At 71.9% G+C, this 22,966-nt stretch carries 23 protein-coding genes; 9 read left to right on the forward strand and 14 right to left on the reverse strand.

The features are described from left to right. Nucleotides 1–241: 241 nt before the first annotated feature. From ACFVN5_RS02820 to ACFVN5_RS02835, 4 genes are all read right to left on the reverse strand, one after another. Nucleotides 242–1,402 (reverse strand): chaplin family protein, encoded by a 1,161-nt coding sequence (locus ACFVN5_RS02820; RefSeq protein ID WP_376953107.1) that lies wholly within the window; start codon nucleotides 1,400–1,402, stop codon nucleotides 242–244. A gap of 92 nt (nucleotides 1,403–1,494) precedes the next feature. Continuing rightward, nucleotides 1,495–2,541, reverse strand: coding sequence for a hypothetical protein (locus ACFVN5_RS02825; RefSeq protein ID WP_376953108.1), 1,047 nt, complete (start codon nucleotides 2,539–2,541; stop codon nucleotides 1,495–1,497). A gap of 130 nt (nucleotides 2,542–2,671) precedes the next feature. Continuing rightward, nucleotides 2,672–3,868 carry an ABC transporter permease gene (locus ACFVN5_RS02830; protein ID WP_376953109.1) on the reverse strand — a complete coding sequence of 399 codons (1,197 nt, stop codon included), beginning with the start codon at nucleotides 3,866–3,868 and terminating at the stop codon, nucleotides 2,672–2,674. Next, on the reverse strand, nucleotides 3,865–4,749 hold the full coding sequence (locus ACFVN5_RS02835; RefSeq protein WP_376953110.1) for an ABC transporter ATP-binding protein: 885 nt from the start codon (nucleotides 4,747–4,749) through the stop codon (nucleotides 3,865–3,867). The genes ACFVN5_RS02830 and ACFVN5_RS02835 overlap by 4 nt, the downstream gene beginning before the upstream one ends. A gap of 253 nt (nucleotides 4,750–5,002) precedes the next feature. Here ACFVN5_RS02835 and ACFVN5_RS02840 point away from each other — a divergent pair, with 253 nt between their 5' ends. Together ACFVN5_RS02840 and ACFVN5_RS02845 are read left to right on the forward strand one after the other, a co-directional pair. Next, entirely contained in the window at nucleotides 5,003–6,361 is a 1,359-nt protein-coding gene (locus ACFVN5_RS02840; protein ID WP_376954298.1) for an MFS transporter, read from the forward strand. A gap of 93 nt (nucleotides 6,362–6,454) precedes the next feature. Beyond that, complete coding sequence (locus tag ACFVN5_RS02845; RefSeq protein WP_376953111.1) at nucleotides 6,455–9,160, forward strand: CocE/NonD family hydrolase; 2,706 nt, start codon at nucleotides 6,455–6,457, stop codon at nucleotides 9,158–9,160. On the opposite strand, the gene ACFVN5_RS02850 is transcribed toward ACFVN5_RS02845, so the two are convergent. The 5 genes from ACFVN5_RS02850 to ACFVN5_RS02870 form a co-directional block, all read right to left on the reverse strand. Then, nucleotides 9,161–9,988, reverse strand: a complete 828-nt coding sequence (locus tag ACFVN5_RS02850) for a response regulator (RefSeq protein ID WP_376953112.1) — start codon at nucleotides 9,986–9,988, stop codon at nucleotides 9,161–9,163. Beyond that, nucleotides 9,985–11,319 (reverse strand): sensor histidine kinase, encoded by a 1,335-nt coding sequence (locus ACFVN5_RS02855; RefSeq protein ID WP_376953113.1) that lies wholly within the window; start codon nucleotides 11,317–11,319, stop codon nucleotides 9,985–9,987. The genes ACFVN5_RS02850 and ACFVN5_RS02855 overlap by 4 nt, the downstream gene beginning before the upstream one ends. A gap of 84 nt (nucleotides 11,320–11,403) precedes the next feature. Then, on the reverse strand, nucleotides 11,404–11,967 hold the full coding sequence (locus ACFVN5_RS02860) for a dihydrofolate reductase family protein (RefSeq protein WP_376953114.1): 564 nt from the start codon (nucleotides 11,965–11,967) through the stop codon (nucleotides 11,404–11,406). Further along, a complete protein-coding gene (locus ACFVN5_RS02865; RefSeq protein ID WP_376953115.1) occupies nucleotides 11,967–12,431 on the reverse strand; it encodes an SRPBCC domain-containing protein in 465 nt (154 codons plus the stop codon). Before ACFVN5_RS02865 ends, ACFVN5_RS02860 begins: the two co-directional genes overlap by 1 nt. Next, nucleotides 12,428–12,766 carry an ArsR/SmtB family transcription factor gene (locus ACFVN5_RS02870; protein WP_376953116.1) on the reverse strand — a complete coding sequence of 113 codons (339 nt, stop codon included), beginning with the start codon at nucleotides 12,764–12,766 and terminating at the stop codon, nucleotides 12,428–12,430. Before ACFVN5_RS02870 ends, ACFVN5_RS02865 begins: the two co-directional genes overlap by 4 nt. A gap of 187 nt (nucleotides 12,767–12,953) precedes the next feature. Here ACFVN5_RS02870 and ACFVN5_RS02875 point away from each other — a divergent pair, with 187 nt between their 5' ends. Further along, on the forward strand, nucleotides 12,954–13,331 hold the full coding sequence (locus ACFVN5_RS02875; RefSeq protein ID WP_376953117.1) for a cupin domain-containing protein: 378 nt from the start codon (nucleotides 12,954–12,956) through the stop codon (nucleotides 13,329–13,331). Between the two features lie 30 nt (nucleotides 13,332–13,361). Here the strand turns inward: ACFVN5_RS02875 and ACFVN5_RS02880 are convergent, their stop codons facing one another. Beyond that, on the reverse strand, nucleotides 13,362–13,712 hold the full coding sequence (locus ACFVN5_RS02880; RefSeq protein WP_376953118.1) for a DUF2510 domain-containing protein: 351 nt from the start codon (nucleotides 13,710–13,712) through the stop codon (nucleotides 13,362–13,364). Nucleotides 13,713–13,917: 205 nt separating this feature from the next. Here ACFVN5_RS02880 and ACFVN5_RS02885 point away from each other — a divergent pair, with 205 nt between their 5' ends. Continuing rightward, nucleotides 13,918–14,487 (forward strand): EXPERA domain-containing protein, encoded by a 570-nt coding sequence (locus ACFVN5_RS02885; RefSeq protein ID WP_376953119.1) that lies wholly within the window; start codon nucleotides 13,918–13,920, stop codon nucleotides 14,485–14,487. A 55-nt stretch (nucleotides 14,488–14,542) separates the two neighbouring features. Here the strand turns inward: ACFVN5_RS02885 and ACFVN5_RS02890 are convergent, their stop codons facing one another. Further along, nucleotides 14,543–14,863 carry an SHOCT domain-containing protein gene (locus ACFVN5_RS02890; RefSeq protein ID WP_376954299.1) on the reverse strand — a complete coding sequence of 107 codons (321 nt, stop codon included), beginning with the start codon at nucleotides 14,861–14,863 and terminating at the stop codon, nucleotides 14,543–14,545. A 257-nt stretch (nucleotides 14,864–15,120) separates the two neighbouring features. Here ACFVN5_RS02890 and ACFVN5_RS02895 point away from each other — a divergent pair, with 257 nt between their 5' ends. The 3 genes from ACFVN5_RS02895 to ACFVN5_RS02905 all read left to right on the forward strand — a co-directional run bounded on the left by ACFVN5_RS02895 (nucleotide 15,121) and on the right by ACFVN5_RS02905 (nucleotide 18,794). After that, nucleotides 15,121–15,516, forward strand: coding sequence for a UBP-type zinc finger domain-containing protein (locus ACFVN5_RS02895; RefSeq protein WP_376953120.1), 396 nt, complete (start codon nucleotides 15,121–15,123; stop codon nucleotides 15,514–15,516). 69 nt (nucleotides 15,517–15,585) lie between these two features. Then, nucleotides 15,586–17,004 carry an FAD-binding oxidoreductase gene (locus tag ACFVN5_RS02900; protein ID WP_376953121.1) on the forward strand — a complete coding sequence of 473 codons (1,419 nt, stop codon included), beginning with the start codon at nucleotides 15,586–15,588 and terminating at the stop codon, nucleotides 17,002–17,004. A 23-nt stretch (nucleotides 17,005–17,027) separates the two neighbouring features. Beyond that, complete coding sequence (locus ACFVN5_RS02905; RefSeq protein ID WP_376953122.1) at nucleotides 17,028–18,794, forward strand: SulP family inorganic anion transporter; 1,767 nt, start codon at nucleotides 17,028–17,030, stop codon at nucleotides 18,792–18,794. A 10-nt stretch (nucleotides 18,795–18,804) separates the two neighbouring features. Here ACFVN5_RS02905 and ACFVN5_RS02910 read toward each other — a convergent pair whose 3' ends face one another. The 3 genes from ACFVN5_RS02910 to ACFVN5_RS02920 all read right to left on the reverse strand — a co-directional run bounded on the left by ACFVN5_RS02910 (nucleotide 18,805) and on the right by ACFVN5_RS02920 (nucleotide 20,793). Further along, nucleotides 18,805–19,461: a TMEM175 family protein gene (locus ACFVN5_RS02910; protein WP_376953123.1), complete on the reverse strand. Its 657-nt coding sequence runs from the start codon at nucleotides 19,459–19,461 to the stop codon at nucleotides 18,805–18,807. Nucleotides 19,462–19,484: 23 nt separating this feature from the next. Then, nucleotides 19,485–20,312: an alpha/beta fold hydrolase gene (locus ACFVN5_RS02915; protein WP_376953124.1), complete on the reverse strand. Its 828-nt coding sequence runs from the start codon at nucleotides 20,310–20,312 to the stop codon at nucleotides 19,485–19,487. A 94-nt stretch (nucleotides 20,313–20,406) separates the two neighbouring features. Next, the gene (locus ACFVN5_RS02920) at nucleotides 20,407–20,793 is read right to left on the reverse strand and encodes a hypothetical protein (protein ID WP_376953125.1); all 387 of its coding nucleotides are present in this window, start codon (nucleotides 20,791–20,793) and stop codon (nucleotides 20,407–20,409) included. A 92-nt stretch (nucleotides 20,794–20,885) separates the two neighbouring features. Here ACFVN5_RS02920 and ACFVN5_RS02925 point away from each other — a divergent pair, with 92 nt between their 5' ends. Next, entirely contained in the window at nucleotides 20,886–22,205 is a 1,320-nt protein-coding gene (locus ACFVN5_RS02925; RefSeq protein WP_376953126.1) for an MFS transporter, read from the forward strand. 115 nt (nucleotides 22,206–22,320) lie between these two features. Beyond that, complete coding sequence (locus tag ACFVN5_RS02930; RefSeq protein WP_376953127.1) at nucleotides 22,321–22,965, forward strand: hypothetical protein; 645 nt, start codon at nucleotides 22,321–22,323, stop codon at nucleotides 22,963–22,965. Nucleotide 22,966: the final 1 nt, after the last annotated feature.

Here is a 22,966-nt window from a genome sequence, read left to right on the forward strand (position 1 = left end):
CGTGCGCGTCCCCCGCGCCCTCGTCCGCGGCGGGGGCTGGGGGTGGGGGCCCCCGCCGGTGCCCCCCCCACCCCGCCGCACCCGACGTGAGGTCTGCCGATCGCATGCCCCGAAGTGCCACCGGCACCTGCACGGCCCCCGGTGCGGCCCACCGAGCCGCCGACCCGAACGGCGGCACGGGAGTCGTGGTGGGACGGGAGGAGACCCGGCGCCGGTAGGGCGGCGCCGGGCCCTCATCCGATCAACGGCGGAGCGAGAACCGCCTCGTGAGGAGCAGTCCCGCGCCGGCGATGAGCACCAGCACGGCGACGCCCGCGAGGTCGACGTTCGCACCCGTGGAGGCGAGCGTCGCGGCGGCCGGGATCACCCTCGTCCCGTGCGTCGACGCCACCGTCGACCCGTCCGAGCCGTCCGAGCCGTGTGAACCGGCTGGGCCCGTCGGGTTCGAGGGGTCGGTCGGATCCGTCGGGTTTACCGGGTCGACCGGGTCGACCGGGTCGACGGGGTCGACGGGCGGGTCGACGATGGTCGTCGCCCCGCCGGTCGTGCTGTCGCCGATGACCGAGATCGCGTTGCCGCCGATCGTGATGGGCAGGGACAGGTCCGGGATGAGCTGTGTTCCCCCGAGCAGCCCATCGGATCCGTCCGTCGTGGCGGAACCGCCCCCGGTTCCCGTCGTGACCACCGTCGTCGCATCGCGCGACGTGGAGTCGCCGATGACGGAGATGGCGTTGCCGGCGACCGTGATCGGGAGGTCGAGGTCCGCGAGCAGCTGGGTGCCGCCGAGGATCGAGTCCTCGCCGGACGTCCAGGCGCCGCCGTCGCCGTCGCCGTGGCCGGTGCCGCCGGTGGCGACCCAGGTCTCGGCGTCCTTCGACGTGGAGTCGCCGATGACGGAGATGGCGTTGCCGCTGACGGTGATCGGAGCCGACAGGTCGATGAGCGCCTGCGTGCCGCCGAGGATGGAGTCCTCGCCGCTCGTCGTCGCCGACCAGCCGTCGGATGCCGGCTCCGACGTCACGACCGCCGTCGAGGCATCGCTCGACGAGCTGTCGCCGATCACCGAGATCGCGTTGCCCGCGATCGTGACCGGCGCCGAGACGTCGATCAGGGCCTGCGTGCCCGAGCCGATGCCGTCGTCACCCGAGGTGACGGCGACGGGATCGGATCCGCCACCCGTGGCGACCGCGGTCGTGGCATCCGACGACTGCGAGTCGCCGATGACCGAGATCGCGTTGCCGCTCACGGTGACCGGGGCCTCGATCGAGATGCCGAGTTGGGTCCCCGAGAGGATGCCGTCGTCGCCGCCCGTTTCGGACGCGTGCGCCACGCCGGCTCCGAGGAGCGTGAGCCCCCCGGCGAAGAGGGTCGCGTACAGCGCCCTCAATGCCAATCGCTTCATTGTTCAGTCCTCCTGACTGGATTCGGATGTCGCTCCCGGGCAGGGAGCGATGTCGTTTCCACCCGCCGAACGGCAGGCGGAGCGGACCCCGATCAGTCAGGGGTGGTGTCGGTGTCGAACACCGGCGACGACGGGAGTTCGTCGTCGACCGAGTTCAGCACCAGCGACGCGAGCGCGTCGAGGCCGAACGCGGCGAAGGCCGCGTCGGAGGTTCCGGATGCCCCGCCGGCACCGCCGGCGCCGGCTGCGCCCGAACCTGCGCCGCTGCCTGCGGGCGCGGCGGGCGAGGCGGGGAGGTCGCGACCGCCGAGCGGGAGGCCACCAGAGGGCAGGGTGGTGCTGAGCTGTACGGCAGCAGCCTCGGAGGCGAGCGACGACCGCGCGGTGCGCGGCGGAAGGTCGGTTCCCGGCGGGCCGCCGACGGCGACGACCGCGCTGGACGACCCGTCACCTGGAAGCCCGGGAAGCCCCGGAGTGTTGGTCCCCGGCCCCGAAGCCTCGCCCGGGAACAGCGGGATCGCGGGAAGTTGCGGGAGGATGCCCGTGCCGTCGGTGGGCAGTTCGCCCGTCGAGCCGACGACGGCGCCGAGCGTGCCGTCGACGAGTCCGGCGACCGGAGCGACCACACGGCCGATCGCGTTGTCGCCGACCAGGCCGCCGACGACCGGGACGGAGCCGACCACGCCGTCGAGCAGCCCGGTGACGGGCGCCGTGACGGCGCCGACCGTGCCGCCGCCCGCCACGTCGGAGAGCGTGCCGGTGAGTCCGTTGACGACGGTGCCGACCGTCGTGTTCGCACCGGAGGCCGCGGAGTCCGCGGCATCCGTCGCTGTCTCGACGACCACGGGAGCCGTCTGCGCGACAGGTGCGGGAGCCTGCTCGACGACGGGCTGGAGCACCGGGGCCGCGACCGTGTCGACGACCCCGCCGAGTGTGTCGCCGGCCGCGCCGGTGACGTCGGTCACCCCGCCCACGACGGAGCCCATGGCGCCGAGGAGCCCGTTCGGCTCCTGCTCGTCGGCCGTGGCGCTCGTCGAGGACGCGAAGAGGCTGAGCGCGAGCCAGAGCCCGGCGCCGGCGACTGCGAGGAGGGCGTAGCGGACCCACGGCATCCGCCGCGCGGCATCCGCTGTCGTCATGGCCTCCCCCTCGCCTGTTCCCGACCGTACTTGCCCGGGCATGCGCAGGTCCAGCCATTCCCGCGGAAGGATTCCTCGTGTATCGTTCGCGGAATGCCACGCGCGGGCCGGCGCGGGCGGACGGGCGCGACTAGCCCCGCAGCGCCTCCGAGAACGGCACCCGGGAGCCCGTGCGCAGCAGCGAGTAGCGGTAGATGCGCTCGCCGACGAGCACCGCGACGACCGTCGTGGCGATGAGGATCACGAGCGACAGCAGGGGCTCCCACCACTCCGCCTGGCCGAGGAAGATCCGCACCGGCATCGCCACCGGGGCCGAGAACGGCACGTAGCTCATGATCGTGAGCACCGTCTCGTTGTCGTTGAAGAACACGACGAGGAAGTACGGGATCATCACGAGCATCGTCACGGGCGTGGTCACCGACCCGATGTCCTCGGCGCGCGAGACGGTCGCAGCCGTCGCGGCGAAGAGGGCCGCGAGCATCACGAAGCCGACGACGAAGAACACGACGAACCAGACGACGGATGCCCCGAGCCCCCCGAGCAGCACCCGCTGGCCGGTCACGGCGAGGCCGACGATCGCGAGCGCCCCGATCGCGATGATCTGCCCGAACGCCATGACGCTGTTGCCGAGCACCTTGCCGGTCAGCAGCGCGCGGGCCGACACGGTCGACAGCAGGATCTCGATGATGCGGGTCTGCTTCTCCTCGACGACCGACTGCGCGATCGTCTGCCCGAACGTGAGCGCCGAGAAGAAGAACACGATGCCGAAGCCGAAGGCGACGAGGTAGGCGAGGAGCGGATCCGCCGGGGCCGGGTCGAGCACCACCATCGGCGGGATGACGGCGAGCGTGCGGGCCACGTCGTCGGGGACCTGGTCGAGGCCGATGACGGTGACGTCGAGGCCGGCGGCCGCGGCATCCGTCGACGACGCCCCCGAGGTCGCCTCGAGGCCGGATGCCGCGACGAGCTCGGTCGGCGCCACGATGGCCGAGACCTCGTCGTCGCGGAGCATGGCCTCGGCGGCGTCGAGGTCGTCGGCCGGCACCGCCTCGAGCGCAGGTGCGTCGGCGACGGCGCCGGATGCCGCGCCGACGACGGCGACCTTGGTGGGCTCGCTGTTCGACGCGAACACCGACCCCAGGATCACCGAGGCGAGCACGGCGGCCATGAGCACGATCGTCGAGATCACGAACGCCTTGCTGCGCAGCCGCGACGAGACCTCTCGTGCGGCGATGAGCCACGCGGCCTCGGTGAAGCGCGGCTCGTGGCGCTCGTCCGCGGCATCCGTGGATCGACGCGGCGGCGCCGCCGTCAGGTTCCGGCTCATCGCACGACCTCCTTGAAGATCTGGGCGAGCGTGGTCTGCTCGCGACCGAAGCTCACGACATCGCCGCGCGAGACGGCCTCGGCGAGCACCGCATGGCGGGCCGACTCGGTCGACGCCTCGAACAGCGCCCAGCCGCCGTCGAAGCTCACGACCTCGACGCCGGGGATGCCGCGCACCCAGCCGGCGTCGCCCGTCGTGAGCAGCTCCCAGCGCTCGGAGCCGTGCTCCGCCCGCAGCGCCTCGCGCGAGCCGGCGGCCCGGATGCGTCCGTCGGCGATGATCACGAGGTCGTCGCAGAGGCGTTCGACCACGTCGAGCTGGTGCGACGAGAAGAGCACGGGCGCGCCCTGCGCGGCGGCATCCGCCAGCACCGACTGCACGGTCTCGACGGCCATCGGGTCGAGGCCGGAGAAGGGCTCGTCGAGCACGAGCACCTCTGGGCGGTGCACGAGGGCCGCCGCGATCTGCGCACGCTGCTGGTTGCCGAGCGAGAGGGACTCGACGGTGTCGTCGAGGCGCTCGCCGAGGCCCAGCCGCTCGAGCAGCTCGGTCGCGTTGCGCCGCGCGGCGGCCGGCGTCCAGCCGTGCAGTCGCGCGAGGTAGACCGTCTGCTCGAGCACGCGCATCTTCGGGTAGAGGCCGCGCTCCTCGGGCATGTAGCCGAAGCGACGGCGGTCGGTCGGAGTGACCGGCGCGCCGTCGACCGTCACCGTGCCGGAGTCGGCGGCGAGCACGCCGAGCACGATCCGCATGGCGGTGGTCTTGCCGGCGCCGTTGCCGCCGACGAATCCGGTGAGGCGGCCGTCGCCGACGGCGAAGCTCACGTCGTCGAGCGCGAGGCGGTCGCCGTAGCGCTTCGTGAGGTCGTGGAGTTCGAGCATGGCCTCACGCTACGGATGCCGCGACGGCGCGGCATCCGTCGGCCGGATGGTTCGGGGGCTCCGCCGCGCGGGGGAGGCGCCGCGATCGGGGCAAGGGGTTTCCGATGTCGGCGGGGCTGGTTACCCTCGCATGGTGACCGAGGGAACGGACGTGCCCGAGGCGGGGGCGACAGCAGCGACGGATGCGGCGGCGGAACCGGAGGCCGGAACGGCGACCGGGCGAGCGGCGGGTCCGCAGCCGCCGCCGAACGGCATGCGCACGTTCCTGCAGGTGCTGGTCAACACCGCGATCGCGAACGTCACCACCAGCTTCCTGTGGTTCGCGCTGACGTTCTGGGTCTACCTCGAGACGCGATCGGTGCTCGCCACCGGCATCATCGGCGGTGCCTACATGCTGCTCATCGCGTTCTTCGCGATGCTGTTCGGCACGATCGTCGACCGGCACCGCAAGCTCCAGGTCATGGTCTTCTCGAGCCTCGTGACGCTCGGGTCGTTCGTCATCGCGGGCGTGCTCTACCTGCTGCAGCCCGAGTCGGCGCTGCTCGATCTCGGCGGGCCGTGGTTCTGGGCCTTCTCGGGCATCATCCTGTTCGGCTCGGTGGTCGAGCACATGCGCAACATCGCGCTGTCGACGACCGTCACGCTGCTCGTTCCGGAGGACCGGCACGCCAACGCCAACGGCCTGGTCGGCACCGTGCAGGGCGTCGCGTTCATCGTGACGAGCGTGTTCAGCGGCCTCGCGATCGGGCTCCTCGGCATGGGGTGGACGCTGCTGATCGCGATCGCCCTCACGCTCGTGGCCCTCGTGCACCTGCTCTTCCTGAAGGTGCCCGAGGCGCGGCCCGAGCCGGCCGAGGGGGAGCGCGCGCCGACGATCGACTTCCGCGGGAGCGTCGCGGCGGTGCGGCGCGCGCCCGGCCTCTTCGCGCTCATCCTCTTCTCGACGTTGAACAACCTCATCGGCGGCGTCTACATGGCGCTCATGGATCCGTACGGGCTGACGATCTTCACCGTCGAGGTCTGGGGGATCGTGCTCGGCGTGACCGCGACCGGCTTCATCATCGGCGGGCTCGTGATCGCGAAGTTCGGACTGGGCAGGAATCCGATCCGCACGATGCTCCTCGTCGTGATCGGCATGGGGGTGCTCGGCGCGCTCTTCACGATCCGCGAGTGGTGGCTGCTCTACGCCCTCGGCATCTGGGCCTACATGTCGATCATCCCCGTGGTGGAGGCGTCCGAGCAGACCGTGATCCAGAAGGTCGTGCCGTTCCAGCGCCAGGGCCGGGTCTTCGGGTTCGCCGCGGCCGTCGAATCGGCGGCGGCGCCCGTCACGGCGTTCCTCATCGCGCCGATCGCGCAGTTCTGGATCATCCCGTACATGGAGTCCGACCAGGGGCAGGCGACCTGGGGCTGGCTGCTCGGCGACGGCGACGCCCGCGGGATCGCGCTCGTGTTCCTCTTCTCCGGCCTCGTCATGGTCGTGCTGGCGCTGCTCGCCTTCACGACGAAGTCGTATCGGATCCTGTCCGCGGAGTACGCGGGTACCGCCGAGTCGGTGCCCGCTGCAGAGGCCGGCGCCGAGGAGCAGGCGGCCGCCGACCCGCGGCGCTGAGCCGCTCTCCCGTGCTCGCCCGCCGTGTTGCGGGCGCATGAAATTGTGCAACATTCCTAGCGCCGGGCTCGGGGTCCCCTGTAAACATGTGACATGTCACCGCTTACTACGGTTCCTCCGCCCCCCGCGCGTCGCCGCGGGGCCGCCGGCCTCGTCGCCGGCCTCACCGCCGCGCTCGTCGGCGGACTCCTGTTCCCGGCTAGCGCCGCCGTCGCCGACGAGGCTCCGGCGCTCAGCATCGTCGACGGCGTCACCGCGCCCGTCTTCGACTACTCCCAGGCGATCCGCGAGCGGGTGTTCATCCCGGTCGCGGGCGTCGACCAGGATCGCGACGGTGTCGACGACATCACCGCGATCGAGATCATGCGCCCGGCCGAGAGCGACGCCGGCCTCAAGGTTCCCGCGATCATCGACACGAGCCCGTACTACACGACCCTCGGGCGCGGCAACGAGTCGCAGCTCATCCTGGACATCGACGGCGACGGCCTCAACGACAAGTGGCCGCTGTTCTACGACAACTACTTCGTCCCGCGCGGGTACGCGATGATCCTCGCCCAGATGGACGGCACCGCGAACTCCACCGGCTGCCCGATGCACGGTGGACCCGGCGACATCCAGAGCATGAAGGTCGTCATCGACTGGCTGAACGGCCGCGTCGCCGGCCACTACGCCGACGGCACCGCCGCCGTCGCGGGCTGGCACAACGGCAAGGCCGCGATGATGGGCAAGTCGTACGACGGCACCCTCGCCAACGGCGTCGCGGCGACGGGCGTCGAGGGCCTCAGCACGATCGTGCCGATCTCGGCGATCTCGGACTGGTACGGCTACTCGCGCACGGGCGGCATCCGGCACAACACCAACTACCCGTCGAGCCTGTCGAACACCGTCACCAACCCGGCCCGACGCGCCCTGTGCGCGCCCGTTCGCGCCACGCTGGACGCGATCGACGGCGACGAGACCGGTGACATCAACCAGTTCTGGTCGGACCGCGACTACCGCCTCACGATCGACGACGTGAAGGCCTCCGTGTTCCTCGTGCACGGCCTCAACGACGACAACGTGCGCATGGGTCAGGTCGGCGAGTACTGGAAGGCGCTCGGCGAGCGCGACGTGCCGCGCAAGATCTGGCTTGCGAAGGTCGGCCACACCGACCCGTTCGAGTTCGACCGCGCGGAGTGGGTCGACACCATCCACCGCTGGTACGACTACTGGCTGCAGGGCATCGACAACGGCATCATGGACGAGCAGATGGCCAAGGTCGAGACCGACCCGGGCGTCTTCGAGGACGTCGCGAGCTGGCCGGTCCCCGGCACGTCCGACGTCGACGTGCTGCTCGCCGGCACGACGGCCGGCGCCGCGGGCGACCTCCTCCTCCAGCCGGGCGACGGCGTCGCCTCGGCGACCTTCACCGGCCCGTCGGGCTCGATCACGGAGGCGACCGCGATGAACAGCCCGGAGGGCTCGCAGGCGAACCGCCTCGTGTTCCTCTCCGAGCCGCTCACCGCACCGCTGCGCATCTCGGGCACCACGCGCGTCGAGCTGACCGCCTCCCTCGGACAGGCGCAGGCGAACCTCAGCACGGTGCTCGTGGACTACGGTCCTTCGACCCGCACGTCGCGCACGGGTGAGGGCGTCATCAACACGACGACCCGCACCTGCTGGGGCGCCGAGAGCGTGAACGACAACGCGTGCTACCTCGAGGTCGCGCTCCGTTCGCAGACGACCGACGTCTGGCGGGCCTCGCGCGGCGCGCTCGACTCGTCGAACCGCTTCTCCCTCGCCGACGGCACGGCCGTGCCGGTGACCCCGGGCGAGGCGAACGCGTTCGACTTCCCGCTCGAGCCGTACGACACCACCTTCGCCGCCGGTCACCGCATCGGCATCGTCGTCACGACGAACCTCTCGGGCTACAACACCGGCGGCACGGCCAACGCGAACGTCACGGTTGACACGACCCTGAGCCGCGTGGTGCTGCCGGTCGTCGGCGGTCCCGCCGCCGCGGCCGCGTCGGGCGCGTTCGGCGTGGTCGACCCGGTGTCGCTCGCGTTCGACCTCGGCGGGCACGGCGACGCGATCGCGCCGCAGTCGGTCGCGTACGGTGCGGCGCCCACGGCGCCGACCGCTCCGAGCGAGCATGGCTGGGTGTTCCAGGGCTGGTACGCGGATGCCGCGCTCACGACGCCGTACGACTTCGGCACCGTGCTCGTGAACGACGCGACCGCGTACGCCAAGTGGGCGGACGTGGCATCCGTCGCGACCTCGCTCACGGTCACGCCGAGCGCGTCGACCGTGGACAAGGGCGGATCGGTCGACCTCACCGTCGCCGCGTTCGGTGCCGACGGCGCCGCCCTCGGCGACGTCACCGACCTCGTCACGGTGACGAGCTCGCGCGCGACCGACGTGGTCGACGGGGCATCCGTCACGCTCCCGGCCTACGCCGGCGAGCACGTGCTGACGGCGAAGCTCGGCGCGGCGACCGGGACCACGACGATCACGGTGCGCCCTGGCGCGCCGGTCGCCGTCGTGGCACCGACGATCGTCGGCACGCCGGTTCCCGGCGTCACGCTCGTGGCCGACCCCGGCGTCTGGGACGTCGACGGCGTCCGGTTCACCTACCAGTGGACCGCCGACGGCTGGGTCGTGCCGTGGGCGAAGGACGGCACGCTGAAGGTGAACCCGTCGATCTCGGGCACGGAGCTCGTGCTCACGGTCACCGCGCGCGCGACCGGCCTGCCGGCCGGCTCGGCGTCGACGGACGGCGTGACGGTGCTGCCCAACCCCCGCGGCTTCCAGCCGTGATCAACCCGGAGGCCGGGGAGCTGCTCGCTCCCCGGCCTCCGGCCTGCCCGGCTCCGCGGAGGCGGGCCGCACGACGCCGTGCTCGTACGCGTAGACCACCGCGTGCACGCGGTCGCGGAGGCCGAGCTTCTGCAGCACCTTCGAGACGTGCGTCTTCACGGTCGCCTCGCCGACCCACAGCCGGGACGCGATCTCCGCGTTCGAGCGTCCTTCGGCGAGGAGCTCGAGCACCTCGCGCTCCCGCTCGGTGAGCGACGCCAGCTCGGGCGGCACGGGCGGGGCGACCGCGGATGCCGCGGCGGGCCGCGGTGCGGACGACGCCGGGCTCGCAGCATCCGTCGGCTGCGGCTGCGTCTGCGGCTGCGGCTGCGGCGCCCGGCCGGCGTCGGCGCTCGCCCTCTGGCGCGCGGCGGCCGCCTCGATGACCTTGCGCGTGACGTCAGGGGAGAGCAGCGCGTCGCCGCGCGCGACGACCTGCACGGCGTCGATGAGCTGCTCGGGGCTGGAGTTCTTGAGCAGGAACCCGCTCGCACCCGCGTCGAGCGCCTGGAACAGGTAGTCCTCGCGGTTGAACGTCGTGAGCACGAGCACCGCGGGGCGGTCGCCGTGCTCGGCGACGATGCCGCGGGTCGCGGTGAGCCCGTCGACGCCGGGCATCTGCACGTCCATGCAGACCACGTCGGGGTCGAGCTCGGCGACGGCCGTGATCGCGGCCGCGCCGTCGGCGGCCTCGCCGACGACCTCGATGCCGGGCTCCGAGTCGAGGATCGTGCGGAAGCCGCCGCGCACGAGCGCCTGGTCGTCGACCACGAGCACGCGGATCGTCACGAGACCGCCCCGGCGCGACGCAGCGGCAGGGTCGCGCGCACGAGGTAGCCGCCGCGGTGGCGCGCACCGAGCTCGAGCTCGCCGCCGACCGCGGAGACCCGCTCGCGCATGCCGTCGTGGCCCAGTCCGCCGGGTCGCGTCGCCGCCGTCCGCGCGGTGCCGGTGTCGCTGACCTCGAGCTCGAGCGCGTCGTCGGCCCAGCGCACGCGCACGTCGGCCGTGGCGCCGGCGCCGGCGTGCTTGCGCACGTTCGTGAGCGCCTCCTGCACGAGCCGGTACGCCGTGATGCCGACGAGCCCGCTCGTCTCGCGGGGCGTCCCGATCACGCCCAGCGTCGTGGGCACGCCGCTCGCCGACGACTCGGCGACGAGCTCGGGGAGGTCGTCGAGTCCGTGCGGGGCCGCCTCGGCCGGGGCATCCGTGCCGCCGTCGACGGTGTCGCCATCGCCCTGTCGCAGGGTGCCGAGCAGGCCGTGGAGTTCGGCGACGGCCTCGCGCGCGCTGTGCTCGATCGCCGTGAGGGAGGCGGTGGCCGCCTCGGGGTCGCGTGCGAGGACGCGCCGGGCCGCACCCGCCTGCACGCCGATCACCGACACGTGGTGGGCGACCACGTCGTGCAGCTCGCGGGCGATGCGCAGCCGCTCGATCGCGACGGCCTGCTCGCGGGTGCGCTCGCGCTCGGCGGCGAGCTCCTCGGTGCGCTGCTCGAGCGCGACCCGCTCGCGCGCCGACCGGTGGGCGTTGTCGCCGAAGTACCAGGCACCGCCGAAGTAGAGGAGGTTCGTGACCACGTTGATGAGCGCGTACGCGACGTACGGCGAGACGAGGCCGCCCTCGCGGGACATCTCGGGCAGGTGATCAGGGGCGTTGGCCGCCACGACGAGCCCCCAGATGAGCCACACGAACATGCCGAGCACGATGCCGGCGCGCACGAGCAGCGCGACGCGGCGGTTGCGCCCCCACGCGCCGAGCGTGTAGATCGCGATGAACAGGGTGATGTTCGAGAACAGCAGCTCGCCGATCTCGGCCATCGCGCCGACGAAGAACGCGACCGAGGCCGTGATCGCGACGATCTCGGGGGCGACGCGGCGCCACGCGAGCGGCAGCGACATCGTCGCGGCCCAGATCGCCGAGTGCCAGTACGGCGCCCCGTCGGCGACGCCGGCGGCGCGGTACAGCGCGGTGCTCCCGAGCGTGCCGCCGAAGAGCACGAGCGCGAGCAGCACGTCGTTGCGCCGCTGCGCCGGTGTGGGTCCCGGCCGCCTCCACTCTGCGCCGTCGACGACGTCGACTGAGTCGACGGGCGAGGCTCCGGATGCTGCGGCGGTCACCCGTTCACGCTAGCCGCGGCGGCGGGGCGAGGCATCCGTCACGCGACGGATGTCTCGCGCGCCCGGTCGCTCCTGACCCCGCCGTCACCGCACCGCGTACTGCATCGTGACCAGGCCGCCCGGGTAGGCGACCACGTCGTCGAGCCGGAGCCGGCGTTCGCCCAGGCCGGCGGGCGTGAACGAGCGGCCCGTCCCGATGACCGCGGGGACCACGCGGAGCCGCAGCTCGTCGACGAGGCCGGCCGCGAACAGCGCATCGGTCAGCGTGAGGCTGCCCCAGACGATGATCGATCCCGCACGGTCCTTGAGCGCCGCCACCGACTCCGCCGCCTCACCGCGCAGCACCTCGATGGCGCCCTCACCCCACGGCGCGGTGTCGAGCGTGTTCGACGCCACGTACTTCGGCAGCCGGGCGATCGGCTCGGCCACGGGCTCGACGACCGGATCCGCCTTCGGCCAGTAGTCCGCGAACATCCCGTAGGTGCGCCGGCCGAGCAGGATGGCGTCGACGCGCTCGAGCAGCTCGACCTGTCCGGGCTCGTTCGGCGTGAGGTCGTCGCCCATCGCGCCGAAGAACGAGATCCCGCCGTCGGCGTCCTCGGCGTAGCCGTCGACCGTCACGACCTGCTCGACGATGAGGTGACCCATCAGCGCGCCCGCGCGGTGAGCTGCTCGGCCAGGAGGTCGAACGCCGAGTCCCAGCCGTCGTAGACGTCCTCGTCGCCCGGCTCGGCGTGGATCCCCTTCAGGTGGAAGAGCATCTCGGTGCGGTCGCCCTCGAGCTCGCGCAGGTCGACGGTGATGAGCGGCGCGGTGTCGTCGGGGTCGCCGGGCGACGCCCACGTGAAGACGAGCCGCCTCGGCGGGTCGACCTCGCGGTACACGCCCACGGTCGGGTACTCCTCCCCGTCGGCCGGGTTCACCATCGTGTAGGCGTACCGTCCGCCGGGGCGGACGTCGATCGCGACGCTCCCCTCCTTGATCTCGATGCCGCGCGGATGCCACCACTCCGCGGCATCCGCTGACTCGGTCCATGCGCGCCAGACGAGCTCGCGGGGCGCGTCGAAGACGCGGGTGATGGTGAACTGCGCTTCCTGCGTGCGCTCGGTCATGAGGTCTCCCCTTTCATGCGGCGGAGCTGCTGGTCGAGCAGGTCGAACCGTTCGTTCCACTCGCCGCGGTGACGTTCGACCCACTCGGATGCCTCGTCGAGCGGCTCGGTGCGCAGGGTGCAGGTGCGCCACTGCGCGTGCGCGGTGCGCTCGATGAGCCCGGCCCGCTCGAGCACGTTGAGGTGCTGCGAGATCGCGGGCCGGCTCATCGCGAACGGCTCGGCCAGTTCCCCGACGGTCGTCGGCCCGACGTGCAGGCGCGAGAGGATCGCGCGTCGCGTCGGATCGGCGAGCGCCTGGAACACGAGGCTGAGCTCGTCGTCCGCGGCTGCCATGTAAGCAACTCCTTATGTAATGATTTGCTTAACCATAGGTCGGCACGGATGCCGCGTCAACCCCGCTGGTGGGAATGCAGGAACTTGCGGCCGGCACGCCGTGTGGACGCGTGGGACTCATCGGCGGGTCGTCGATTCGTCCTGCACTCGGATGCCGCCGCCTCGCGGCATCCGCCATGATCGGGTCATGACCCAGCCCGTGCGCAACCTGCAGACCGCCCTCGACTCGTTCTCGGAGCCGTGGTCGCCCCGGCGTCTCGTGAGCGTCAATGACTACGACGTCAAGGTGTTCAAGGCGCAGGGCGAGTTCACCTGGCACTCGCACCCCGACACCGACGAGCTGTTCCTGGTGGTGTCGGGGCGCCTCGTGATCCAGCAGCGCGACGCCGACGGCGGCGACGTCGAGCTCGGCCCGGGCGACGTCTACGTCGTGCCCCGCGGCGTGGAGCACTGCCCTCGCGCCGACGGCGAGGTGTCGGCGCTGCTCATCGAGCCGCAGGGCACCGTGAACACGGGCGACACCCCGAGCGCCCGCACCGCGACGTTGCGCGAACTCGACGACTGAACGCGGTTCGGCGATCCGACGCGTCGGATCTCAGGGGAGCCAGACGCGGATCGCGAGGTAGACGAAGACCGCCTGCACGCCGAGCAGGAACACCATCGCGACCGGGTCGGACGCGACTCCCGTCGTGATGAGGGTCGCGATGACGACCGCGGCCAGGACTGCATTGAAGATCGAGCCTCTGGGAGTGAGCGGACCGTATCGCTCACGGAGCGCCTCCCGGGTCCACCACGGGTGCCCGTCCTCGCCCGCCGGCCGGATGTCGTCATCATCCCAGGCCTCGCCGTCCCACCAGCGCATGACTCCGGGCACCTCGGGATCCGGGTACCACCCTTCCTCGGCGGGGTTCCCGTCGAAATCGGTCGGCGTCGTGGGGTCGGGCATGCGAGGAGTCTGCCAGACGCGGCATCGGTCCCCTCACGGCACAGGTCGAATCCGCCTCACATGAGGCGGAACTGGAACGTGGCTGACGGAGACACCGGAGCGACGACGTGCGCGAAGGCCGCGTGGCGCCCGTGGCATCCGATCTCGCCGGACCATGTGGGCGAGCACTGTCCCGCGGGCGGATGACCCGCTACGCTCCATGCGCATGACCGCGCCGTCGACCGACGCCCACGCTCCGAACGTCACCCACGAACCGGGCGCGGGCGCCGACCCGTGCCGGCCGCCGAACCTGCCGCTGCGGCAGCGGCCGTTCGACTGGTTCTTCATCGTCGTGTTCACACTGTTCACGGTCACGAGCATGATCAGCGACATGCTGCCGACGCTCGGCATGGACTTCTCGCAGCCGTCGCCGAACTTCCTCGTGAACTCGAACTGGTGGTACGCGCACGACACCGATCCGCTGTTCATGGATCCGCCCGTGTGGATGCGCATCGTCACCGGGCTGTCGGCGTTCGTGTACCCGGTGTTCTACGTGCTGCTCGTGGTCTCGCTGTTCCGCGGCTGGAACTGGATCCAGTTGCCGAGCGTCATCTACGCGACCATGATCGCGACGATCACGGGCGTCATCGTGTTCGGCGTCGAGTTCTTCGGCGAGCCCGAGTGGATCACGCCGAACCCGGTGAAGTTCCTCGCGTTCAACCTGCCCTACGTGCTCATCCCGATCCTGCTGCTCGTGCGCATGCGCACGCCGCTGCCGTTCGCACGGCGGTTCTGACGCGAGCGGCCCGCGCCCGGAAACCGGGAGCGGGCCGCTCGGCGCAGGCGCGGCGTCAGCTCATCGCCTTCGCCTTCAGCGCCTGGAACTCGGTCTGGTCGATCGTCCCGGCGTCGAGCAGCGCCTTCGCCTTCGCGATCTCGTCGGTGGGGCTGGCGCTCGCGCCCGCGACGGAGCGGATGTAGTCGTCCTGCGCCGTCCGGACCTGCGCCGCCTCACGTCCCGAGCGCTCGGCCATGCCGCGCCCGCGAGCGATGAGGTAGACCAGCGCGGTGATGAACGGGAAGAAGAGCATGAAGATGATCCACACGGCCTTCCACCACCCGTTCAGGGTGTGATCGCGGAACAGGTCGGCGATGATGTAGAAGAGCACCATGAGGTAGGCGACGAACACCCACACCCACAGGAACCACCAGAACAGGTTCCAGAAGTTGTCCACGCTGCAGACCTCCGTCTCGTCGGTCCCGGCTCCGTTGGGCGGCGCACCGGCGGAGGCGGGACCTCGACCGGGCGACCCCCTCCTTCCCAGGGTGAGCGGCAGGCTAGCACCGGCGCGAGCGCTGGGGAAGAGCCATCGATGCGAGTTCACGGAGGCGCCCACCGGCGTGCCCTGCGCGGGGCTAGCCTGCTGCCATGACCGACGAGACGCCGGCGATCGACCCCGACGTGCCGCCCACGGGCGACGGGTGCGTCGAGTGCCTCGCGGACGACACGTGGTGGCTGCACCTGCGCCGCTGCGCCCAGTGCGGCCACGTCGGATGCTGCGACAGCTCGCCCGAGCAGCACGCCTCTCGGCATGCGCGCGAGCAGGGGCATCCGATCGCGCAGTCGTTCGAGCCGGGCGAGGACTGGTTCTGGGACTACGCCTCGTCGCAGGAGGTGCCCGGCCCGGTGCTCGCGCCGCCGACCAGTCGCCCGCTCGAGCAGGGCTCGCCCGCGCCGCGCGACCGCGTGCCGTCCGACTGGAAGACCCACCTGCACGACGTGCAGGTGCTGCCGCCCCACCGACGACGACACGCGCATCCGTAGTCGGCGGATGCCGGTTCCCGCAGAATGGGCTCACGGCCGTCGCCGGCCGCCGACGCGAGGAGCATCCGCATGAGCATCGACAGCGCCGTCGACCCGGGAGCCGCCGACCCCGAGGCCGTCCGCGACGACCTGCGGCGGATGCTGCGCGCCGACCAGGTGCTGACGGATGCTGCGTCCCTCGACGCCTACGCGCACGACGACGCCGAGTGGGCGCCGTTCGAGCCGCCCGTCGCCGTGGTGCTCGCCGAGCGCGAGGAGGACGTCTCCGCCGTCGTGCGGCTCGCCGCGGCATCCGGCCTGCGGATCGTGCCGCGCGGCGCAGGCACCGGGCTCTCGGGCGGAGCCAACGCGATGGCGCGCTCGATCGTGCTGTCGCTCGAGCGGATGACGCGCATCGTCGAGGTGAACGCCGCCGAGCGGTACGCCGTGGTCGAGGCCGGGGTGATCAACGACACGCTCAGGGACGCGGTCGCCGAGCAGGGACTCTGGTACCCGCCCGACCCGGCGAGCTACCGGATCTCGACGATCGGCGGCAACGTCGCGACGAACGCGGGCGGCATCTGCTGCGTGAAGTACGGCGTGACCCGCGACTACGTGCTCGGCCTGCGAATCGTGCTCGCCGACGGCGACGTCGTGTCGCTCGGCCGGCGCACGGCGAAGGGCGTGACCGGCTACGACCTCACCGCGCTCATGGTCGGGTCGGAGGGCACCCTCGGCATCGTGACGGAGGTCACGCTGCGGCTGCTGCCACTCGGCGGACGCGAGGACCGCGCGATCGTCGGCTCGTTCGGCTCGCTGACGGCGGCCGGCGTCGCCGTGGCCAAGATCACCGCGGCCGGCATCGTGCCGTCGGCGCTCGAGATCATCGACCGCACCTGCATCGAGGCCGTCGACGCGTGGCAGGGCCTCGGCCTCCCGCACGGCGCCGACACCATGCTGCTCGCCCGCGTCGACGAGGTCGGTGCGGCGGGCGATGCGCTCGCGGCATCCGTCGCCCGCATCATGACGGATGCCGGGGCGATGTCGGTCGAGCAGGCCGCGGATGCCGCGGAGGCCGACCGTCTCTTCCTCGCCCGGCGCCTCGCGTACCCGGCGCTCGAGCGGCTGGGGCCCGTGCTCACCGAGGACATCTGCGTGCCGCGCGGCCGCGTGCCGGAGATGCTCGCCCGCATCCAGGAAACCGCCGCCGCGAACGACGTCGTCATCGCCAACATCGCGCACGCCGGCGACGGCAACCTGCACCCGCTGATCATCGCGCCCGAGGGCGACGACGACGCGAAGGCGCGGGCGAAGCGCGCGTTCGACCGCATCGTCGACGACTGCCGCGAGCTCGGCGGCACGGTCACGGGCGAGCACGGCGTCGGCCTGCTGAAGCTGCCCGGCGCGCGTGCGGAGCTCGGCGAGCGCGTCATCGGGCTGCACGTCGCGATCAAGCAGGCGTTGGATCCGCTCGGGACGCTCAACCCGGGCAAGGCCTACCCGGCGTAGCCTCGGGGTCGGAGGGGAGCGCGATGGTGGGGGCGCCGGACGAGCCGGAGGGGGCGGCTGCCGAGCCGTCGTCGCCGTCGCCGCCCTCGACGCCTTCGCGCGAGTCGTGGGTCGCCGTCCGTTGGCGGGCGATCCGCAGCGTGTTCCGGCGCGAGACGCTCGGCAAGGACGCCGTGGCGGGCACCATCCTCGGCGTCGAGAGCGTGCCCGACGGGCTCGCGATCGGGCTGCTCGCGGGCGTCAACCCGGTGGCGGGCCTGTACGCGTTCCTGTTCGGCATGGCCGGGGCGGCGCTGTTCACGAGCAGCACGTTCATGGCCGTGAACGCGACGAGCGCGATGGCGCTCATCGTCGCCGACAGCGACGTCGCGGCGTCGCCCGACCCCGACCGCGCGCTGTACACGCTCGCCATGCTCACGGGCGCGATCATGATCCTCGCGGGGGTCCTCGGCGGCGGCCGGCTCCTGCGCTTCGTCCCCACCGCCGTGATGGTCGGCTTCGTAACGGCCGTGGGGATCAACATCGTGTTCGGACAGCTGGCGAACCTCACCGGCTACACCGGACGCGGGGCGAACCGCCTCGTGCGGGCGATGGACACGTTCCTGCACCTCGGGCAGTTCCACGTGCCGACGCTCGTCGTCGGCCTCGTCACGATCGCCCTCATCGTCGTGCTCACGCGCACCCCCCTCCGCGCGCTCGGGCTCGTCGTCGCGATCGCCCTCGGATCGGGGCTGGCGGCCCTCTTCACGTACGCGTTCGGCTGGGAGGTGCTCACCGTCGGCGACATCGCCGACGTGCCGAGCGCCCTCCCCGCTCCCGTCCTCCCGAGCCTGGCCGACGTGCCCGACCTGCTGCTGCCCGCGTTCGCACTCGCCTTCGTCGGCCTCGTGCAGGGCGCGGGCGTCGCGGGCAGCGTGCCGAACCCCGACGGCAGGCCGGCCGACGCCTCGCGCAACTTCGTCGGCCAGGGCGTGGGCGGCATCGTGTCCGGGGTGTTCCGCGGCATGCCGGTCGGCGGGTCGACGTCGGCCTCCGGCATCCTCGTCGCCGCCGGAGCGCGGACTCGCCTCGCACTGTTCATCGCGTCGACGGTCATGGCGATCGTCATCCTGGTGGCCTCGGGCGTGGTCGCGCTCGTCGCGATGCCCGCGCTCGCCGGCCTCCTCATCGTGGTCGGGATCCAGGCGATCAAGCCGCTGCGCATCCAGTCGGTCGTGAAGACGGGCGCGCTGCAGACGACGATCATGGCGGTCACGTTCGGCCTCACCCTCGTGGTGCCGCTGCAGTTCGCGGTCCTCATCGGCGTGGGCCTCGCGATCATCCTCTTCGTGGCGCAGCAGTCGAACCGGCTTCGGGTGCGACAGCTCGAGTTCCACGGGGAGGGGCGCATGCGCGAGACCGACCCGGTGGCCGTCGTCCCGCCGCACGACGTCGTGGTGCTGCAGCCCTACGGCAACCTCGCCTACGCGACGGCGCCGGTCTTCGACGAGCAGCTGCCGAAGGTCGTCGACGCGTCCCGCGGCTCGGTGGTCATCTTCCGGCTCCGCGGGATCGACGAGCTCGGGCTCTCGCTGGTCGCGGTGCTGGGACGCTACCTCGACGACCTCGAGCAGCGCGGCTCGACGTTGTGGCTCGTGGTGGCGGGCGACCGGATCCGGAACCAGCTCGCCGCCGGCGGCCTGCTCGATCGCCTCGGTCCCGATCGCGTCTACACGAGCTCGGAGTGGATCGGCGAGGCGGTGCACCTCGCGCACGCCGACGCCGAGGCGTGGGTGCGCGAGCACGGGTGACGAGTGGCCGTCAGGCCGCGCGTCCTCGCGACGTTCCGAGCACCCGGGCGAATACCGCCTGCACCGGTCCGGCCAGCAGCATGATGAAGAGGGCCCAATAGCCGATCGCGGGGACGGTCAACGCGACCACGAGGGCGATCGTGAACAGCGCGGCCGTCGAGACATCCGCGGCGATGCCCGCCGTGATGGTGGAGGCGGGAATGCGATGCAGGGTCGGGTGCCGCCGCAGGTACAGCCGGATCGCCAGCGACGTGAGGCAGGTGGCGATCATGCTGCCGATGTAGGCCGTCTTCGCAAGGGGGTCCTCACCGGGCATCTGTCCCGAGATGGCGGTCGCGACGGGGAGCCACACGATCGTGAGCAGCCACGCCATGAGCGTCCACAGGAGGCCCTGCGTCGCATGGTCGACCCGTACGAAGAGGCGATGATGGATCATCCAGAACATCGCGATGATGACGAAGCTGATGACGAAGCTGATGAGCTGTCCGTCGTGCCCCGCGAACCACTGCGCGGTGTCCTCGTCGGCGGCCGCGACCTCGCTGACGCTCTCCATGAGCGGGAGGATGAGGAGCGTCATCGCGATCGCGACGACCGCGTCGACGAACGCGACGACGCGCGCCACCTCGTAGGGCGCGCGCATCTCGCGGGCGTGATCGCTTCCGGTCACGCCCTCATGCTAGGACAGCCCGGTCATCGGTCGGGGGAGGCGGCCGGCTGCAGGAACCCGAGCAGCTCGGTGTTGAACCGCCCGGGCTGCTCGATGTTCGCGGCGTGTCCGTCGCGCTCGATCACGGTCGACGACGCGCGGGGGTTCAGGGCTGCGGATGCCGCGGCGTGCTCGGACGGCCAGAACTCGCTCTCGGCGCCGGCGATGAAGAGCACGGGCACGTCCGCCTCCGCGACCGTGCTGCGCCAGTCGCGCTTGGCGTGGTCGTCGAGCAGCTCGAGCTCGGCGGCCGTGAACGTGGGCTTGCCGCCCTTCGGCACGTCCATCGCCTTCAGCACGCGGGCGATGCGCACGAGCCCCTTCGACTTCGCCGGGTGCCGGCCGGGGTCGGGGATGCCGGACGAGAACAGGGTGTCGACGTTCGAGGCGTCGTAGTCGTAGAACCCGAACGGCCAGTCGGCCGTGTTGAGCATCTTCGGCGTCTGGTCGACGATGACGATGTCACGGATGCCGCCGGTGCCGAACTGTCGCACGCACGACCAGATCGCGTTGCCGCCCATCGACTGCCCGACGAGCGTGACGTCGTCGAGCTCGAGTTCACGCAGGAGGTCGTGGATGTCCGCGCCGTGCCGGTCCATGGTGTGGTCGTCGGGGCCGATCTCGGAGGCGCCGTGACCGCGCCGGTCGAACGCGATCACGCGGAGGCCGGCCCGGGCGAGCGGCTTCACCTGGTAGGACCAGGTCGTCGCGGCCGCCTTGAACCCGGCGATGAGTACCACCGGACGGGCCGCCGGGTCGCCCGTCTCGACGTAGTTCAGCCGGGTTCCGTCGGAGCTCGTGATGGTGGGCATCGTCGCCTCGTTCCTCGGGTGGGCGATCGGAGTGATCCGGGCTGCCCTCAGTCTGGGACCGCGCGGGTGGCCGGGCAAGCGCCAGCGGCTCGGGTCAGGCCTTCCGCTCGCTCCGGCGGCGATCGATGAGGAACTTCGCCGCGAGCCACCCGAGCAGCGCGGTCGTGAGCCAGACCACTACGGCGGCGAGGATCCACGCCGCGACCCCGTCGAAGCTGAGGCCGTCGGAGAGCAGCGTCGCGAGCCACAGCGCGAGGAACGTCGACGCCAGCCCGGCGATGCCGGCGACGGTGGGCGCCGACCGGTGGAAGATGCGCTCGATGAGCCACTCGATCAGGGCCTGCGCGGCGGCGAACACGAGGATCGCGACGATGAAGCCCGCCGCGTGCACGTGGAAGCCGGGGATGAGGAGGGCCGCGAGCAGCAGCCCGAGCGCGGCCGAGCCGAGGAAGACGGCAATGCGGATGAGGAAGCGCACCATGTGCGGAGGCTATCGAACGCGGCATCCGACCCCTTGGCGTGGCGCGCCGCCGCGGTGGAAGATGAACGGATGACGCCACGACGGGGAGCGGCATGACCCAGGCGGCCGGGACGAACCGGGCCGCCCGCCGCGTCCAGGGCGTGTACTACACGCTGATGCTCGGCAACACGCTTGCGGCCTCGTTCATCTGGGGCATCAACACGCTGTTCCTGCTCGACGCCGGACTGTCGAACCTCGAGGCGTTCGCCGCCAACGCGTTCTTCAGCGCGGGCATGTTCCTCTTCGAGATCCCGACCGGCGTGGTGGCCGACACGGTCGGGCGGCGTGCGTCGTACCTGCTCGGCACGCTGACCCTCGCGGTGACGACCGTGCTGTACTGGCTGCTCTGGGTCTGGCAGTCGCCGTTCTGGGCATGGGCGATCGTGTCGGTGCTGCTCGGCCTCGGGTTCACGTTCTTCTCCGGCGCGGTCGACGCGTGGCTCGTCGACGCCCTGCATGCGACCGACTACCGCGGCAGCCTGGAAACGGTGTTCGGGCGTGCCATCGTCGTCGGCAACGTCGCGATGCTCGGCGGTTCGGTGCTCGGCGGCATCGTGGCGCAGCTCACCAACCTCGGCGTCCCGTTCCTGCTGCGAGCCGGCATCCTCGTCGTCATGCTCGTCGTGGCTGCGTTGCTCATGCACGACCTCGGGTTCACGCCCGAGCGCGGCGCGGGGCCGATCAAGGCCACCAGGAACGTGTTCCGCGCCTCGGTGAAGTACGGCCTCGGCAACCCGCCCGTGCGCTGGCTCATGCTCGCGACGCCGTTCACGGCCGGCGTCGGCATCTACGCGTTCTACGCGCTGCAGCCCTACCTGCTCGAGTTGTGGGGCGACGAGAGCGCGTACACGATCGCCGGTCTCGCCGCCGCCCTCCTCTCGGGTGCCGGCATCGTCGGCGGCCTCCTCGCGCCCCGCGTTCGCCGGCTGTTCCGCAAGCGGACCTCGACGATCCTGCTCGCGACGCTCTCGAGCACCGCGGTGCTCATCGCGCTGGCGTTCACGACGAACTTCTGGGTCGCGGTCGTGCTCATCGCCCTCTGGGGTGTCGCCTCGTCGATCGACGATCCCGTGCACCGCGCCTACCTCAACGACATGATCCCGTCGAAGCAGCGTGCGACGGTGCTCTCGTTCGACTCGCTCCTCGGCAGCGCGGGCGGCGTGGTCTTCCAGCCGATCCTCGGGCGATCGGCCGACCTCGGCGGCTACGGTGCGTCGATGCTCTGGAGCGGTGTCATCACCGTGTTCGCCGCGCCGTTCGTGCTGCTGAGCCGTCGCCAGCACGCGCCGGCCGACACGGCACGAGACGTGACGTCGGATGCCGCGTCGGGCGACGAGCCGACGGCGGATGCCTCGGCGCCGCCCGCCGTGTGACGATCCGGTCTCGAAACGCCGTACCTCTTTCGGGGGTCAGTGGTCGCGGCTAGCATGTCCGGACACGGGCGCCGCCGCCGGCGCCTCGATGGCGGACGACGGCTGGGGGTGCGGCATGCGCAAGGCGTGGCTCGCGAGCCTCGGGGTCGCCGCAGCCGTCGGAGCCGCCCTCTTCGTCGGCGCCGCCGCGGCCACCACGGGCGCACCCGTCTTCTACGACGCGCGCTACCCGGCGCCCGCCTCGACCGACGCCGGCGAGTACGACGTGTCGGCGGGCGCCGACCCGGGCTCGCCGACGAACGGCGCCCTCGACGAGGCGGAGGCCGGTGGTGCGCCGGTCCCCTCGACCGGCCCGACCCCGCCCGACCGCGCACCGGCCACAGCGCCCGCCTCACCGGCCCCGTCGCCCACTCCCGCGCCGGTGCCGTCGCCGACGCCCGGCGCCGACGACCCCGGCCGGGGCAACGGGGTGCCCGACGTCGCCGTGCCGCCGACGCAGGCCGAGCGCGAGTCGTGGCTCGCGTTCCAGCAGGTGCTGCGCGAGTGCATGGCCGCCGCCGGCGAGGAGTACCTCTACTGGGAGTGGTGGAACCCGGGTCCCGACACGTCGAACCGGTTCCCGGCGATGCCGCTCGACCTCTCGCACGGCCAGGTCGGCCGGTGGCAGGCGGCGCTCGAGCACTGCAGCGACCAGACCTCGATGCGCTCGGGCACCGAGCCGCCGCCCGCCGACGGCATCGGCATCACGCCGGAGTCCTGAA

The sequence above is a fragment of the Agromyces sp. NPDC057865 genome, assembly GCF_042796995.1.
Taxonomy (GTDB): domain Bacteria; phylum Actinomycetota; class Actinomycetes; order Actinomycetales; family Microbacteriaceae; genus Agromyces.

Excerpts from the sequence above, each read along its gene's own strand:
- ACFVN5_RS02925 (WP_376953126.1), top strand. The coding sequence starts at position 20,886 with ATGACCCAGGCGGCCGGGACGAACCGGGCCGCCCGCCGCGTCCAGGGC.
- ACFVN5_RS02920 (WP_376953125.1), bottom strand. The coding sequence starts at position 20,793 with ATGGTGCGCTTCCTCATCCGCATTGCCGTCTTCCTCGGCTCGGCCGCG.
- ACFVN5_RS02880 (WP_376953118.1), bottom strand. The coding sequence starts at position 13,712 with ATGCCCGACCCCACGACGCCGACCGATTTCGACGGGAACCCCGCCGAG.
- ACFVN5_RS02875 (WP_376953117.1), top strand. The coding sequence starts at position 12,954 with ATGACCCAGCCCGTGCGCAACCTGCAGACCGCCCTCGACTCGTTCTCG.
- ACFVN5_RS02865 (WP_376953115.1), bottom strand. The coding sequence starts at position 12,431 with ATGACCGAGCGCACGCAGGAAGCGCAGTTCACCATCACCCGCGTCTTC.
- ACFVN5_RS02835 (WP_376953110.1), bottom strand. The coding sequence starts at position 4,749 with ATGCTCGAACTCCACGACCTCACGAAGCGCTACGGCGACCGCCTCGCG.
- ACFVN5_RS02845 (WP_376953111.1), top strand. The coding sequence starts at position 6,455 with ATGTCACCGCTTACTACGGTTCCTCCGCCCCCCGCGCGTCGCCGCGGG.
- ACFVN5_RS02870 (WP_376953116.1), bottom strand. The coding sequence starts at position 12,766 with ATGGCAGCCGCGGACGACGAGCTCAGCCTCGTGTTCCAGGCGCTCGCC.
- ACFVN5_RS02905 (WP_376953122.1), top strand. The coding sequence starts at position 17,028 with ATGGTGGGGGCGCCGGACGAGCCGGAGGGGGCGGCTGCCGAGCCGTCG.
- ACFVN5_RS02885 (WP_376953119.1), top strand. The coding sequence starts at position 13,918 with ATGACCGCGCCGTCGACCGACGCCCACGCTCCGAACGTCACCCACGAA.
- ACFVN5_RS02890 (WP_376954299.1), bottom strand. The coding sequence starts at position 14,863 with ATGGTGCTCTTCTACATCATCGCCGACCTGTTCCGCGATCACACCCTG.
- ACFVN5_RS02820 (WP_376953107.1), bottom strand. The coding sequence starts at position 1,402 with ATGAAGCGATTGGCATTGAGGGCGCTGTACGCGACCCTCTTCGCCGGG.
- ACFVN5_RS02895 (WP_376953120.1), top strand. The coding sequence starts at position 15,121 with ATGACCGACGAGACGCCGGCGATCGACCCCGACGTGCCGCCCACGGGC.
- ACFVN5_RS02830 (WP_376953109.1), bottom strand. The coding sequence starts at position 3,868 with ATGAGCCGGAACCTGACGGCGGCGCCGCCGCGTCGATCCACGGATGCC.
- ACFVN5_RS02825 (WP_376953108.1), bottom strand. The coding sequence starts at position 2,541 with ATGACGACAGCGGATGCCGCGCGGCGGATGCCGTGGGTCCGCTACGCC.
- ACFVN5_RS02860 (WP_376953114.1), bottom strand. The coding sequence starts at position 11,967 with ATGGGTCACCTCATCGTCGAGCAGGTCGTGACGGTCGACGGCTACGCC.
- ACFVN5_RS02930 (WP_376953127.1), top strand. The coding sequence starts at position 22,321 with ATGCGCAAGGCGTGGCTCGCGAGCCTCGGGGTCGCCGCAGCCGTCGGA.
- ACFVN5_RS02915 (WP_376953124.1), bottom strand. The coding sequence starts at position 20,312 with ATGCCCACCATCACGAGCTCCGACGGAACCCGGCTGAACTACGTCGAG.
- ACFVN5_RS02840 (WP_376954298.1), top strand. The coding sequence starts at position 5,003 with ATGCGCACGTTCCTGCAGGTGCTGGTCAACACCGCGATCGCGAACGTC.
- ACFVN5_RS02900 (WP_376953121.1), top strand. The coding sequence starts at position 15,586 with ATGAGCATCGACAGCGCCGTCGACCCGGGAGCCGCCGACCCCGAGGCC.